Origin of the sequence: Nocardioides marmorisolisilvae (assembly GCF_003725775.1) — a bacterium.
GTDB lineage: Bacteria > Actinomycetota > Actinomycetes > Propionibacteriales > Nocardioidaceae > Marmoricola > Marmoricola marmorisolisilvae.
On the sequence record NZ_RJSG01000002.1, the window covers coordinates 549,851 to 562,937 of the forward strand.

Annotated in this window: 15 protein-coding genes and 1 riboswitch; of the genes, 9 read left to right on the plus strand and 6 right to left on the minus strand. The window is 69.7% G+C overall.

The window, feature by feature from the left end; genetic code table 11:
* Positions 1-930, plus strand: a complete 930-nt coding sequence (locus EFL95_RS06380) for an AurF N-oxygenase family protein (protein ID WP_123233207.1) — start codon at positions 1-3, stop codon at positions 928-930.
* Here the strand turns inward: EFL95_RS06380 and EFL95_RS06385 are convergent.
* The 5 genes from EFL95_RS06385 to EFL95_RS06405 all read right to left on the minus strand — a co-directional run bounded on the left by EFL95_RS06385 (position 927) and on the right by EFL95_RS06405 (position 5,435).
* Entirely contained in the window at positions 927-1,658 is a 732-nt protein-coding gene (locus tag EFL95_RS06385; RefSeq protein WP_123233208.1) for an amino acid ABC transporter ATP-binding protein, read from the minus strand. The two genes, EFL95_RS06380 and EFL95_RS06385, sit on opposite strands and share 4 nt — an antisense overlap.
* Before the next feature lie 4 nt (positions 1,659-1,662).
* Positions 1,663-2,451 (minus strand): amino acid ABC transporter permease, encoded by a 789-nt coding sequence (locus EFL95_RS06390; protein WP_123233209.1) that lies wholly within the window; start codon positions 2,449-2,451, stop codon positions 1,663-1,665.
* 4 nt (positions 2,452-2,455) lie between these two features.
* Positions 2,456-3,268 carry an ABC transporter substrate-binding protein gene (locus EFL95_RS06395; RefSeq protein WP_123233210.1) on the minus strand — a complete coding sequence of 271 codons (813 nt, stop codon included), beginning with the start codon at positions 3,266-3,268 and terminating at the stop codon, positions 2,456-2,458.
* A 74-nt stretch (positions 3,269-3,342) separates the two neighbouring features.
* Positions 3,343-4,575, minus strand: a complete 1,233-nt coding sequence (gene fahA, locus EFL95_RS06400; protein WP_123233211.1) for a fumarylacetoacetase — start codon at positions 4,573-4,575, stop codon at positions 3,343-3,345.
* Positions 4,572-5,435 (minus strand): hypothetical protein, encoded by an 864-nt coding sequence (locus EFL95_RS06405; RefSeq protein ID WP_123233212.1) that lies wholly within the window; start codon positions 5,433-5,435, stop codon positions 4,572-4,574. Before EFL95_RS06405 ends, fahA begins: the two co-directional genes overlap by 4 nt.
* Positions 5,436-5,464: 29 nt before the next feature.
* Between EFL95_RS06405 and EFL95_RS06410 the strand changes: the two genes are divergently transcribed.
* The 5 genes from EFL95_RS06410 (at position 5,465) to EFL95_RS06430 (ending at position 11,151) form a co-directional block, all read left to right on the plus strand.
* Complete coding sequence (locus EFL95_RS06410) at positions 5,465-6,673, plus strand: homogentisate 1,2-dioxygenase (protein ID WP_123233213.1); 1,209 nt, start codon at positions 5,465-5,467, stop codon at positions 6,671-6,673.
* 22 nt (positions 6,674-6,695) lie between these two features.
* Positions 6,696-6,772, plus strand: a riboswitch (cobalamin riboswitch).
* 41 nt (positions 6,773-6,813) lie between these two features.
* Positions 6,814-7,629: a hypothetical protein gene (locus EFL95_RS19430; protein ID WP_183407065.1), complete on the plus strand. Its 816-nt coding sequence runs from the start codon at positions 6,814-6,816 to the stop codon at positions 7,627-7,629.
* Positions 7,629-8,756, plus strand: coding sequence for a CbiQ family ECF transporter T component (locus EFL95_RS06420; RefSeq protein WP_123233214.1), 1,128 nt, complete (start codon positions 7,629-7,631; stop codon positions 8,754-8,756). Before EFL95_RS19430 ends, EFL95_RS06420 begins: the two co-directional genes overlap by 1 nt.
* Positions 8,753-10,369 (plus strand): ABC transporter ATP-binding protein, encoded by a 1,617-nt coding sequence (locus tag EFL95_RS06425; RefSeq protein ID WP_123233215.1) that lies wholly within the window; start codon positions 8,753-8,755, stop codon positions 10,367-10,369. Before EFL95_RS06420 ends, EFL95_RS06425 begins: the two co-directional genes overlap by 4 nt.
* Positions 10,366-11,151: an ECF transporter S component gene (locus EFL95_RS06430; protein WP_123233216.1), complete on the plus strand. Its 786-nt coding sequence runs from the start codon at positions 10,366-10,368 to the stop codon at positions 11,149-11,151. Before EFL95_RS06425 ends, EFL95_RS06430 begins: the two co-directional genes overlap by 4 nt.
* Positions 11,152-11,232: 81 nt before the next feature.
* Here EFL95_RS06430 and EFL95_RS06435 read toward each other — a convergent pair whose 3' ends face one another.
* Positions 11,233-11,763, minus strand: a complete 531-nt coding sequence (locus EFL95_RS06435) for a DUF1697 domain-containing protein (protein ID WP_123233217.1) — start codon at positions 11,761-11,763, stop codon at positions 11,233-11,235.
* 38 nt (positions 11,764-11,801) lie between these two features.
* Here EFL95_RS06435 and EFL95_RS06440 point away from each other — a divergent pair, with 38 nt between their 5' ends.
* From EFL95_RS06440 to EFL95_RS06450, 3 genes are read left to right on the plus strand one after another with little or no spacing between them, the layout of a single operon-like run.
* Positions 11,802-12,155: a nuclear transport factor 2 family protein gene (locus tag EFL95_RS06440; protein ID WP_123233218.1), complete on the plus strand. Its 354-nt coding sequence runs from the start codon at positions 11,802-11,804 to the stop codon at positions 12,153-12,155.
* A gap of 13 nt (positions 12,156-12,168) precedes the next feature.
* Positions 12,169-12,468 (plus strand): ATP-dependent Clp protease adapter ClpS, encoded by a 300-nt coding sequence (gene clpS, locus EFL95_RS06445; RefSeq protein ID WP_123233219.1) that lies wholly within the window; start codon positions 12,169-12,171, stop codon positions 12,466-12,468.
* Positions 12,465-13,040, plus strand: coding sequence for a DUF2017 domain-containing protein (locus tag EFL95_RS06450; protein WP_123233220.1), 576 nt, complete (start codon positions 12,465-12,467; stop codon positions 13,038-13,040). The genes clpS and EFL95_RS06450 overlap by 4 nt, the downstream gene beginning before the upstream one ends.
* Positions 13,041-13,087 lie beyond the last annotated feature (47 nt).

Below are 13,087 nucleotides of genomic sequence, written 5' to 3' on the forward strand. Positions count from 1 at the left end.
ATGACCGCCACCCTGCCGGACCGCGACGACGCTCAGTCGTCCCCAGGCGTCGCCCTGGTCGAGCGTCTGCTCAAGGGTTCGGCGCGCCAGTCGTACGACCCCGAGGTCGACCTGGACTGGGACGCGCCCGAGGTCCCCGGACTGTGGTGGATGCAGCCCGAACGGATGTCGCTGTACGGCACCCCGCTCTGGGACCGGATGACTGACGAGCAGCGTCTCGAGCTGTCCAAGCACGAGGTCGCCTCGATCGCGAGCGTCGGCCTCTGGTTCGAGATCGTGCTGATGCAGCTGCTGCTCAAGGACGTCTACCGCAGCGACGCGACTGCGCCGCGCACCCACTACCTGCTCACCGAGATCGCCGACGAGTGCCGGCACTCGACCATGTTCGGCAAGGCGATCGGTCGCTTCGGCGTACCGGCGTACGGGCCGCGCAAGGACGCCGTGCAGCTCGGGCGCCTGGTTCCGGCGGTACTGCGCGGACCGGGTGCCTATGCCGCCACCCTGCTCGGTGAGGAGCCGGTCGACCGCTGGCAGCGCGACGCCATGAACGACGAGCGCCTGCAGCCGCTGTTCCGGATGGTGGCGCGGATCCACGTCCTCGAGGAGGCGCGGCACGTCTCGTTCGCACGCGACGAGCTCGAGAAGGGTCTCGTGGGCATCAGCAAGCGCGAGCTGAAGTGGCACCAGTTCGTGGCCGCGCAGGCGGCGTACGTGACGATGCGGTCGCTGGTGAACCCGAAGGTCTACGCCGCGGTCGGGATCGACCCGCGCGAGGGGCGGCACGCCGCGCTGTCGAACCCGAACTACCGCGAGTCGATCGCCTGGATGGGGGAGAAGGTCGTGCCCTACCTCGACGAGGTCGGGATGATCCCGAAGTCGGGGCGCATCCGGAAGACCTGGCAGGCGTCGTTCCTGCTGCGCCGGGACTAGAGCACCTTCGAGAGGAACTGCTGCGTCCGCTCGTGCTGGGGGTTGCTCAGCACCTCGCGCGGGTCGCCCTCCTCGACGATCACGCCGCCGTCCATGAAGACGAGCTTGTCGCCGACCTCGCGCGCGAAGCCCATCTCGTGCGTGACGACCATCATCGTCATGCCCTCGTCGGCCAGACGGCGCATCACGTCGAGCACGTCGCCGACGAGCTCGGGGTCCAGCGCACTCGTCGGCTCGTCGAACAGCATCATGTCCGGGTCCATCGAGAGCGCCCGCGCGATCGCGACGCGTTGCTGCTGACCTCCGGACAGGTGGGCCGGGTAGGCGTCGGCCTTTTCGGCGAGGCCGACCTTCTCGAGGTTGGCACGGGCGATCTTCTCGGCCTCAGCCTTGTCGCGCTTGAGCACCCGGCGCTGCGCCAGGGTCAGGTTGTCGAGCACGCACAGGTGCGGGAACAGGTTGAACTGCTGGAAGACCATGCCGATCCGGGAGCGGACCTTGTTCAGGTCGACCTCGGGGTCGGTGATGTCCTCGCCCTCGACCACGATCTGCCCGGAGGTGGGCTCCTCGAGCCGGTTCACGCAGCGCAGCAGCGTGGACTTGCCCGAGCCGGACGGCCCGATGACACAGACGACCTGACCCTGGTCGACGGTGAAGTCGATGCCCTTGAGCACCTCGTTCTCGCCGAAGTACTTGTGCAGGTTGCGGACCTCGATTGCGGTGGGCATCAGATCACCGGGCCTTCTGGGAACGTCGTTCAAGGTAGGCGACCAGCTGGGTCAGCGGCAGCGTGATGATGAGGTAGCAGACCGCGGCGGCGATCAGCGGCGTCGGACTGCTGTTGATGACGACGTTGTCCGAGGCGAAGTTCGTCAGCTCGGCCTGCCCGATCCCGACTCCGGCGACCGAGATCAGCGAGGTGTCCTTGAGCAGCAGCACGATCTCGTTGGTCAGTGGCGGGATGACGATCCGCACCGCTTGGGGGAGCACGACGCTGAGCATCGTCCAGGTTCCGCTCATGCCCAGTGAGTGCGCGGCCTCGGTCTGACCTCGGGGAACCGCCTGGATCCCCGCACGCAGGGTCTCGGCCATGTAAGCACCGGAGACCGCGATCAGGGCGATGACGGCGGCGCCGATGGCGCCGCCCGGGAGCGCCTTGCCGTTGAAGGCCAGCGGAATCCCGAGCGCGAACAGGATGATCACGATCAGAGCCGGCAGCCCGCGGAAGAACTCGATGTAGGCCGTTGCCGCCCAGCGGTAGGGCTTCAGCGGCGACAGCTTCATCAGCGCGAGGACGAACGCCAGCGCGAGTCCGCCGATGAACGCCTCGGCTGTGTAGACGACGGTGTTCTTCGCGGCTTCGGTGACCAGCTCCGGCCAGATGGCCTTCAGGACTCCGCCGTCGAAGAAGTTGTGCCGGATCTTGGACCAGTCGGCAACCAGGATCAAAGTGGCGACGGCCCCGAGAAAGAGCGCGTAGAGCGCTCCGTCCCGGAGCCGCCGCTTGGTGCTTCGCTTCAACGGGTCACTTGACCGCGAAGTAGGTGTCGTAGATCGACTGGTAGGTGCCGTCGGCCTTCATGTCCGCCAGCGCCTTGTTCACTGCATCGATCAGCGCGGTGTTGTCCTTCGCCGCGGCGAACCCGTACTCCTCGTCGGTGTTGTAGGTCTCGACGACCTTGAACTTGCCCGGCTCCTTCGGGTCGTTCTGGTGGTCCAGGTTGACCGGCAGGTCCTGGAGGATGGCGTCGATGGTGCCGGCCTTGAGGGCCAGGTACATCGTGCCGTCGTCCTTGAACTGGATCCGCTTCGCGTCCGGTGCGTGCTCGGTGGTGTAGGTCTCGCCGGTGGTGCCCTTCTGGACACCGACCTTCTTGCCGGCCAGGTCCGCGATCGACTTGATGCTCGAGTCGGCCGGGACCAGCAGCGACTGCTTGGAGTCGTAGTAGCCGTCGCTGAACAGCAGGTGCTTCTTGCGCTCGTCGGTGATGGTCATGGCCGACGCGCCGAGGTCGCACTTCTTCGTGGTCAGCAGCAGGCCGCTCTGCAGCGGGTCGAAGTCGGAGTCCTTGATGACCAGCTTGACCTTGAGCGCGTCGGCGATCTTCGAGACCACGTCGACGTCGAAGCCCTTGAAGCCGGACGGCGCGGACTTGTCGAAGTCCTCGAACGGCGGGTACGGAACGTCGGAGCACACCGTGAGGGTGCCGGAGCTGATCAGGTTCAGGTCGCTGCTGGATCCGCTCTTGTTGTCGTCCTTGCTGGAACCGCACGCCGCGAGCGCCAGACCCAGGACCGAGGTCAGCGCTACCGCCTTGAGGGCGTTCTTCATCGTCATGCGGAGCACCCTAGACCCGGATTGTTTCGCTTCGTCAGCGTTGCGAACCGAGATTCGATCCCGTATCCGAGACGTTATAGAGCAGGCGTTACCCGTCCGCTGACCTCGCCGAGCCCGATTCGGCCGCCGAGCGCGCCGAGGGCGGTCGCACGCAGGACGACCTCGTCCCCGTCCTCGAGGAACGTCCGCTCCCGGCCGCCGGCGGTGAACGGCTCGGCGCCGCCCCAGCTCAGCTCCAGGAAGGACCCGCGCTGCTCGCGCTCGTCGCCGCTGATCGTGCCGGACGCGAACACGTCACCGGTGCGCAGAGAAGCACCGTTGACGGTGAGGTGGGCGAGCATCTGGGCCGGGGACCAGTACATCGATGCGTACGGCGGGCGGCTGACGACCTCGCCGTTGAGGAGCACCTCGAAGTCGATGTCGTACCCGCCGCGCTCGTCGACCTCGAGGTAGGGGAGCGGCGGCGGGTCCTGCGGGGGCAGCAGCGTCTTGGCCGCCTCGAGCGCGGCCAGCGGGGTGATCCAGGGCGAGATCGAGGTGGCGAAGGACTTGCCCAGGAACGGACCGAGCGGGACGTACTCCCAGGCCTGGATGTCGCGCGCGGACCAGTCGTTGAGCGGGGTCACGCCGAAGACGTGGTCGGCGAAGCCGCTGGTGTGCACCGAGGTGCCGAGATCGGTCGGGGTGCCGACGACGAAGGCGAGCTCGGCCTCGATGTCGAGTCGGCGGCTCGGTCCGAACGGGGGCGGACCCCCGTCGGCGCTGGGCCGGCCCTGTCCACTGGGCCGCTGCACCGGCGTACCGGAGACGACGATCGTGCCCGCGCGGCCGTGGTAGCCGATCGGCAGGTGCTTCCAGTTCGGCGTCAGGGCGTCGCCGTCCGGGCGGAACATCCGGCCGACGTTGGTGGCGTGCTGCTCGGAGCAGTAGAAGTCGACGTAGTCGGCCACCTCGACCGGCAGGTGCAGGTCGACCTCGCCCACCGGGTACAGGTGCGGGCGGGTCCGTTCGGCGTGGACCTCGTTGCCGAGCACCTCGACCAGCCAGTCGCGGGCGACGTCCCAGGTCTCACGGCCGGCCGCCAGGAAGGCGTTCAGGCTCGGCTGCTGCCACAGCGGCATCAGGTCCGGGCCGTCGCCGGGCTGCAGGGATTCCCGGCCGTAGGAGGCGACCGCGCCGGCGTCCATGACCTGGTCGCCGATCCGTACGCCGACCCGAGCGGCCTGCCCGCGGGGCGAGAACACCCCGAACGGCAGGTTGTCGAGATCGAAGAGCGACCCGGCCGCTCCCGGCACCCACGTACTCACAGCAACCCCAGGTCGACGAGGTCCTCGTGCGGATCCAGCACGCTGCAGCTGCCGAACCCGGTGAACCACCGCCGGGTGCGCAGCGCCTCGTCGGGGTCGAAGTCCTCGAGCAGGACCGCGGCCGACTCCTCGGCGAGAACCTCGGACGGGTCGTCCCCGTCGAGGGCCGCCCGCGTCGCGCGCAGCACGTTGAGGAACCCGTGGTGGGTCAGGTCCGTCGCGGAGTCGTGGTGCCGCAGCGCGTGGTGCAGGCCGGCGGTGCACTTGAACTCGAGCTCGCGGTCCAGGGCCGCGCTGATGGCGTCGCCGAGCTCGCCGCAGGTGGGGAACATCTGCTGCTCGACGCCGCCGGTGCGGAACTTCACGCGCAGTCCGCGAGCAGCGACCTCGTCCATGGCCGCGAGCCAGCCGTGGGTCGGGGCGCCGTTGAGCCTCGGCATCTCGATGTAGACCTGGGCGTCGGGGTTGTCGTCCTCGAGCAGGTCCCACGCGGTGATCGCGCGCTGCGCGTTGTGGGCCAGGTCCTCCTCGTCGCGCAGCGCGAACTCGACGGCGCGCAGGCTGACGGTGGGAGCCCGGTTGAGCCAGCGCGCCGCGGGCTCGATGGCACCGGCACCGCCGGTGACCACGAGGTTCACCCCCAGGGGCGTCTCGACAGGCTCGACGAGCTCAGGAGCGTCGTCGAGGACGTCGATCAGGTCCGCGACTTTCACGTCCGAGATCACGAACCCGCCGACCAGGTCGGCGTACTCGCTGGCCCGGTGCTCCCGGTGCTCGGCCACGGCCCGGTCGAGCGGGAGGTTCCCCGGCGGGAAGATCGCTGCGTCGTCGACGAGACCCTGCCACCAAGCGCTACTCACGGCTCACACGTTAGTGGCAGGCTGGCTGCATGGCGTATTACAGATCCGTCGGCGAGGTGCCGAAGACGCGTCACACCGCCTTCCGTGACGACCACGGCAATCTTCGTTACGAGGAGCTGATGGGAGAAGAGGGGTTCTCCTCGGACTCCTCGCTGCTCTACCACTCGGGAGTGCCGTCGGCGATCACCGGCAGCGAGGTGTGGGAGCTGGGCGACCTCGGCACCACGCCCAACCATCCGCTCAAGCCGCGACACCTCCGGCTGCACGAGCTGCTCGACAACGCGCCGGCCGACAGCAACGCCGTGGAGCACCGGCGGCTGATCCTCGGCAACGGCGACGTCCGGATCTCCTACGGCCTGGCGCTGGTCGACTCGCCGCTGTACCGCAACGCCGTCGGCGACGAGTGCGTGTACGTCGAGAGCGGGTCCGGCACGGTCGAGACGGTCTTCGGCGCGCTGACCTACCGGACCGGGGACTACGTGATCCTGCCGCGGGCCACCACCCACCGCTGGCTGCCGGCCGAACCGAGCCGGCTGTATGCGATCGAGGGCAACAGCCACATCGGGCCTCCGAAGCGCTACCTGTCCCGCTACGGCCAGCTGCTCGAGCACGCGCCGTACTGCGAGCGCGACCTGCACGGCCCCCACTCGCTGGTTGAGCTTGTCGAAACCCACGCCGAGGGCGAGGACGTCCCGGTCCTGGTCAAGCACCGCGGCAACGGGCCGAGCGGCCTGGTCGGCACCCGCCTCACCTACGCGACGCACCCGTTCGACGTGGTCGGCTGGGACGGCTGCCTCTACCCGTACACGTTCAACGTCGAGGACTACATGCCGATCACCGGCAAGGTGCACCAGCCGCCGCCGGTGCACCAGGTCTTCGAGGGCTGGAACTTCGTGGTCTGCAACTTCCTACCGCGCAAGGTCGACTACCACCCGCAGTCGATCCCGGTGCCGTACTACCACTCCAACGTCGACTCCGACGAGGTGATGTTCTACGTCGCCGGCGACTACGAGGCCCGCAAGGGCAGCGGCATCGGCCTCGGCTCGATCTCGCTGCACCCCGGTGGCTACGCCCACGGACCGCAGCCGTCGGCCATCGAGGCGTCCATCGGCGTGGAGTACTTCGACGAGTCCGCGGTGATGGTGGACACCTTCCGCCCGCTCGAGCTCGGTGAGGGCGGCCTGGCGGTCGAGGATCCCGCCTACGCGTGGACGTGGGCGGGTCGTTCCCTCGGGTAGATTGAACCGCTAGGGCCTTCAGGGGAAGCCGGTGCGAATCCGGCGCTGACCCGCAACCGTAGGTCGTCCGTCCCGGGACTGACGACGAGCCGGAACACCTGATGCGCCGGTTCCATCCGTCGAGGTCTGCGGAGACTTTCATGCTGCACCGCTCGTTCGCTGTTCTGCTGCTGGCCGCAGCCGCTCTGGTGCTCCCTGCGCCGGCGCAGGCCGCCGCCTGCTCAGGGTCGTCCGGCGTGACGGTGCTGGTGCAGTTCCCCGACCACACCGAGGTCGGGTGCGCCGCGGGAGATCCGGTGTCCGGCTACCAGGCACTGAGCAAGGCCGGCTTCAGCCTGACCTTCGCCACCGGCAACGGCACCGGAGCCATCTGCTCGATCAACAGCTACCCCGACCACGCTTGCCCGTCGATGCCGCCGCAGAGCGCGTACTGGGCGTACTTCCACGCCAAGCCCGGTGGCTCCTGGTCCTACAGCAGTACCGGCGGTGGCAGCTACAACCCGAAGCCCGGCACCGTCGAAGGCTGGCGGTTCGGCGGTGGGTCCGCTCCGACGTCCGCGCCGCCGGGAACCGCGAGCACGCCGACCCCCAAGCCGACCTCGACGCCCAGCCGTCCGGTCAGCCACCCGACGTCCGGGGCCTCGAACCCGGTGGTCAAGCCGGACTCCACCGGCCACGCCAGCAGCGGCAGCACGCCGACCGCACCGGATGCCACCGCGTCGACCTCGGGCAGGCCGACGGACCCGGAGGCGACCGCCACGGGCGGGCCGACGGCTCAGGCGACCGACGACGTGGCAGCCCCGGACCAGGCGACGGACGCTGCGGACTCGGTGGAGAACAAGGCCGTGCGCGACGGCGGTTCGGGGGGCAACCGCTCCTGGGTCTGGGGCGTCGTCCTCGTCGTGCTGCTCGGAGGAGCGGCAGCCGCCAAGTCCGTCAGCAGGCGCAAGGCCTGATGAACGCCCAGCTGCCGCGCGCGCTGCACCCGCTCGCCTGGTGGGGCTGGGCGATCGGGCTCGCCGTGGCGGCAAGCATGACCACGAATCCGCTGCTCCTGGCGCTGATCCTCGGTGTCGTCACCCTGGTCGTGGCGGCCCGACGGTCCGACTCGCCCTGGGCCCGCGCGTTCCGGATCTACGTCGGGCTCGGCATCGTGATCGTGCTCTTCCGGGTGGTGCTGCACGTGCTGGTCGGGTTCAAGTGGGGCGACCACAAGCTCTTCGACCTGCCGACCGTGGGACTGCCGGACTGGGCCGCCGGCATCAACGTGCTCGGTCCGGTCTACCTCGAGGGCTGGCTCGCCGCCGTCCTCGAGGGCGTCAAGCTCGCGACCCTGGTGATCGCGATCGGTGGCGCGAACGCCCTGGCCAACCCGAAGCGGTTGCTGCGGTCGATGCCGAACGCGCTGCACGAGGTCGGCACGGCCGTGGTCGTCTCCGTCAGCGTCGCGCCCCAGCTCGCCGAGAGCGTGCAGCGGGTCTACCGGGCGCGGTTGCTGCGCGGCGAGTCCGGCCTCGGTCTGCGCGCGCTGTCGCAGGTCGCGCTGCCGGTGCTCCAGGACACCTTGGACCGCTCGCTGATGCTGGCCGCCGCGATGGAGTCCCGCGGGTACGGCAGCAGGCGCGAGGCCGACGGAACCCGTCGGTTGCTCACCGGGACGCTGACGCTCGGGGGGCTGCTCGCGCTGGCGTTCGGGATGTACGGCGTCCTCGACTCCGAGCACACCACCGGCCACTGGGGCGTTCCGCTGCTGGTGCTCGGCTTGTTGTCCTCAGCCGGGGGACTGGCCCTGGGCGGCCGCGAGGTCCGGGTGACCAGCTACCGGTCCGACCCGTGGCGGCTGCCGGAGACCCTCACCGTGCTGTCCGGAGTGGTGACGGCTACGGCGATGGGGATCAGCCGCAACGTCGACAGCCACCAGCTGGTGATGCCGTTGCAGCCGATCGCGGCGCCGACGCTTCCGTTGCTCGCGACCGTGGGGATCCTGATCGCGGCTCTGCCCGCCTTCGTCACCCCGCCGACGCCGAGCAGCCACCGAGCCGCCGCCCCGGTACGCCGCGAGCTCGAGGAGGTGGCCGGATGACCGCGATCGAGCTGCGCGACGTCTCGGTGACCTACGCCGACGCTGTCGAGCCGGTGCTGCGCGAGGTGGACCTGTCGATCTCCGAGGGAGAGCTCGTGCTGGTCGTGGGCCGCACCGGCTCGGGCAAGAGCACCCTGCTCGGCCTGCTCAACGGACTGGTCCCGTACTCGACCGGCGGAACCGTCACCGGCACCGTCACCGTCCACGGTCGCGAGACCAGCGCGCACCGGCCGCGCGACCTGGCCGACCTCGTCGGGGTCGTCGGCCAGGACCCGCTGGCCGGGTTCGTCACCGACACGGTCGAGGAGGAGCTCGCCTACGGGATGGAGCAGCTCGGCCTGCCGCCCGAGGTGATGCGCAAGCGGGTCGAGGAGACGCTCGACCTTCTCGGCATCGCCGAGCTCCGCGACGCCCCGCTGGCCGACCTGTCCGGCGGCCAGCAGCAGCGGGTCGCGATCGGCGCCGTGCTGACCGCGCACCCGAAGGTGCTGGTGCTCGACGAGCCGACCTCGGCCCTGGACCCGACCGGCGCCGAGGAGGTGCTGGCCGCGATCACCCGCCTGGTTCACGACCTCGGCATCACCGTGGTGGTCGCCGAGCACCGCGTCGAGCGGGTCCTCGCCTACGCCGACCGCGTCGTGCACGTCGTCGACGGAGCCGTCGAGTCGGGAGAGCCCGCTGCGGTGATGCGCACCGCGACGGTGGCGCCACCGGTCGTCGAGCTCGGCCGCTGGGCCGACTGGTCGCCGCTGCCGTTGTCGGTGCGGGACGCCCGGCGGTTGGCGGGGGACCTCCAGTCCTCGGTGGTTGAGGTGCAGGCGCCCCAGCGCCTGCCTCGAAACCCGATCGTTCTGTCCGCTCGCTCCGTCTCGGTCCGGCACGGTGACCTGGTCGCCGTGCGAGAGGTCGACCTGGACCTGTACGCCGGCGAGGTGGTGGCGCTGATGGGCCGCAACGGTGCCGGCAAGTCCAGCCTGCTCTGGGCGCTGCAGGGCTCGGGCCGACGCTCGGGCGGCTCGGTGACCCTCGGTGGTGGCGACGACGCTGTGGACCCTGGCGACCTCGCGCCGGCGGTGCGCCGTACCCGGGTCGGGCTGGTGCCTCAGACCCCGACCGACCTGCTCTACCTGTCGACCGTGGGGGCCGAGTGCGCCCAGGCCGACACGGAGACCCGGTCCGCTCCCGGAACCTGCCGCGAGCTGCTGGACCGGATCCTGCCCGACATCGATCCGGCCACCCATCCGCGCGACCTGTCCGAGGGACAGCGCCTCGGACTGGTGCTCGCGGTGCAGCTCACCGCGCGCCCGGACGTGCTGATGCTCGACGAGCCGACCCGCGGTCTGGACTACCAGGGCAAGGCAGCGCTCGCCGAGGTGCTCCGCGGGCTCGCGGACGACGGCCACGCGGTGCTGCTGTCGACCCACGACGTCGAGTTCACCGCGATCGTCGCCGACCGGGTGGTCGTGATGGCGGGCGGCGAGATCGTCGCCGACGGTCCGACCCGTGACGTCGTGACGTCGAGCCCCGCGTTCGCGCCGCAGATCAGCAAGGTGCTCGGCGGCGGTCTGCTCGCGATGGACGACGTGGTTCGCGCCTTCGGAGAACGCCGATGAGCACCGTCGTCCCTGCGATCGCCCTCCGCCCGCGCTCCACGATCGCCATCGCCCTGGCCGTGGTCGCCGGCCTGATCGCCTTCGCCTGGCCGCTGCTGGTCACCCCGGGGTCCTCACTGTCGGGCAACGAGGCCGCGCCACTGATCCTCGGCTCGCTGCTGCCGGTCGTGCTGGCCGTGGTGCTCTTCGAGATCAGCGAGGGCGGCCTGGACCCGAAGGCGGTCGCGATGCTCGGGGTGCTCTCGGCGATCGGCGCGGCGATCCGCCCGCTGGGCGCCGGGACTGCCGGCATCGAGACCGTGTTCTTCCTGCTGATCCTGGGAGGGCGTGTCTTCGGGGCCGGCTTCGGGTTCGTGCTCGGCGCGACCACGCTGTTCGGCTCGGCGCTCTTCACCGGCGGCGTCGGGCCCTGGTTGCCGTACCAGATGCTCGGCGCCGCGATCGTCGGGCTGTTCGCCGGGCTGCTGCCGCCGCTCACCGGTCGGTGGGAGCTGGCGATGCTGACCGTCTACGGAGCGATCTCGGGAGTCGCCTACGGCGTGCTGCAGAACCTGTCGTTCTGGCCGTTCGGCCTGGGGGAACGGACCTCGCTCAGCTTCATCGCCGGTGCCCCGATCACCGAGAACCTGCACCGGTTCTTCGTGTTCTCGTTCTCGACCTCGCTCGGCTGGGACCTGGTCCGCGGGCTGACCAACGTGGTGCTGATCCTGGTCACCGGGCCGGCGATCCTGGCCACCCTGCGGCGCGCGGCCCGCAAGGCGCACTTCACCCGTGCTGGTTGAGCCTGTCGAAACCTCCTTGCCCGTGCTGGTTGAGCCTGTCGAAACCTCCTTACCCGTGCTGGTTGAGCCTGTCGAAACCCCTCAGCACCAGCGATCCACGATCTCCGTCAGCACCTTGAGGCTGCGGTTCGTGGCGGGTCCGACTGCCTTCTCCAGCTTGGGGTTCGAGAGCTTGGCCTGCCCGTAGGGGATGTCGTAGAGCAGGTGCACCGCCCTGCCGTGGACCACCACGGTCTCGCCCGGAAGGCTCAGCGCGGCACCTGCCGCCGCCTGCGCCGCGGTGGCCGGCTGCTGGAGCAGGCTCACGTAGTGCGCGTACTCCGGCTTCTTCTCCGGGACCTCGGATGCCTCCTCGACCAGGGTGCGCAGCTCGGCCGGGGTGAACACCATGGTGGGCACCTCGAATCCGCGGTCGGCGAGGAACAGCGCCTCGAGCTCGTCCTGGACCTTGGCCCGCGAGCGCAGCGGCGTCGTGATCCGGACGTTGCCGGTCTGGATGTAGGTGTCCACGTCGTCGTACCCGGCGCCGGTCAGTGCGGCGCGGAGGTCGGCGGTCTTGTACTGCCGTTTCCCGATGTTCACCGCGCGCAGGAAACCGATGTGGGTGGGCATGTGCTGAGGCTAGCCGCGCCATCTGACAAGGTGGCGCCATGGCGACCAAGGAAGAGATCCACGCGCTGATCGAGAGCTACGTCGCGGCCGTGGGCCGTCAGGACCTGGAGGGGACGCTGGCGGTGTTCGCCGACGACGCCTACCAGGAGGACCCGATCGGCACCCCGCCGAACGTCGGAATCGACGCCGTGCGCGGGTTCTTCGAGAAGTCCTTCGGGATGCCGTTCAGCACCGAGCTGACCGGTCCGGTCCTGGTCGCCGGCGACTTCGCGTCGTTCCACTTCACCATCACCGTCCCGCTGGGCGAGGAGAACATGGTGGTGCGGGTGATCGACACGATCCGGGTCGACGGCGAGGGACGCATCGCCGAGCTCCGCGCCGTCGTCGACTGACTACGCTGGTCCCATGTCAGCTCCCAGCCCGATCGAGCTCGACGAACCGGTCACCGACGACCTCACCCTGCTGGCGACTCCCTGGGTCACCATCGTGTGGAACGACCCGGTGAACCTGATGTCGTACGTGACCTTCGTCTTCACGACGTACTTCAAGTACTCGAAGAAGAAGGCCGAGAAGCTGATGCTCGAGGTGCACCACGACGGCCGCTCGGTGGTCTCCACCGGCAGCCGCGAGGAGATGGAGCGCGACGTGCAGGCGATGCACGAGTACGGGCTGTGGGCGACGATGCAGAAGGCTGACACCCCGTGAGCGGCTTCACGCGCGTCAAGAAGACCGGTGTCTGCGCGGCGACCTTCAGCGCGTTCGAGGCGGACCTGCTGCGCTCGCTGGCCGGCCAGCTGATCGAGCTGCTGCGCAACGAGGTCGCCGCCCCGGAGACCCTCGACCCGCTGGAGCAGCTGCTGGACTTCTCCGGGCCGACGTTGGTGCCCGAGGACCCGGTGCTGGCACGGCTCTTCCCGACGGCCTACCCCGAGGACGCCGAGGCCGCCGCCGAGTTCCGCCGCTACACCGAGTCGGACCTGCGCAACGGCAAGGCCGCCGGCGCCGCCACCATCATCGACACCCTCGAGGAGGCGGGCCTCGACGAGCAGCCCGAGGACGGCGTCTTCATCGACGTCGAGCTCGGGCCGCAGGCCGCCGTCACCTGGATGCGCTCGTTCACCGACATGCGGCTGGCGATCGCGACCCGGCTCGGCATCGAGGAGGGGGACGAGGAGCGCTGGTACGCGCTGCCGGATGACGACCCCGAGGGACAGGTGCACGACATCTACGAGTGGGTCGGCTACCTCCAGGAGACGCTCGTCCACGCTGCCTCCTGAAGCGTTCACCGCAGGTTTCCCCGGCCACCGGTTATCCGGGACGCCGG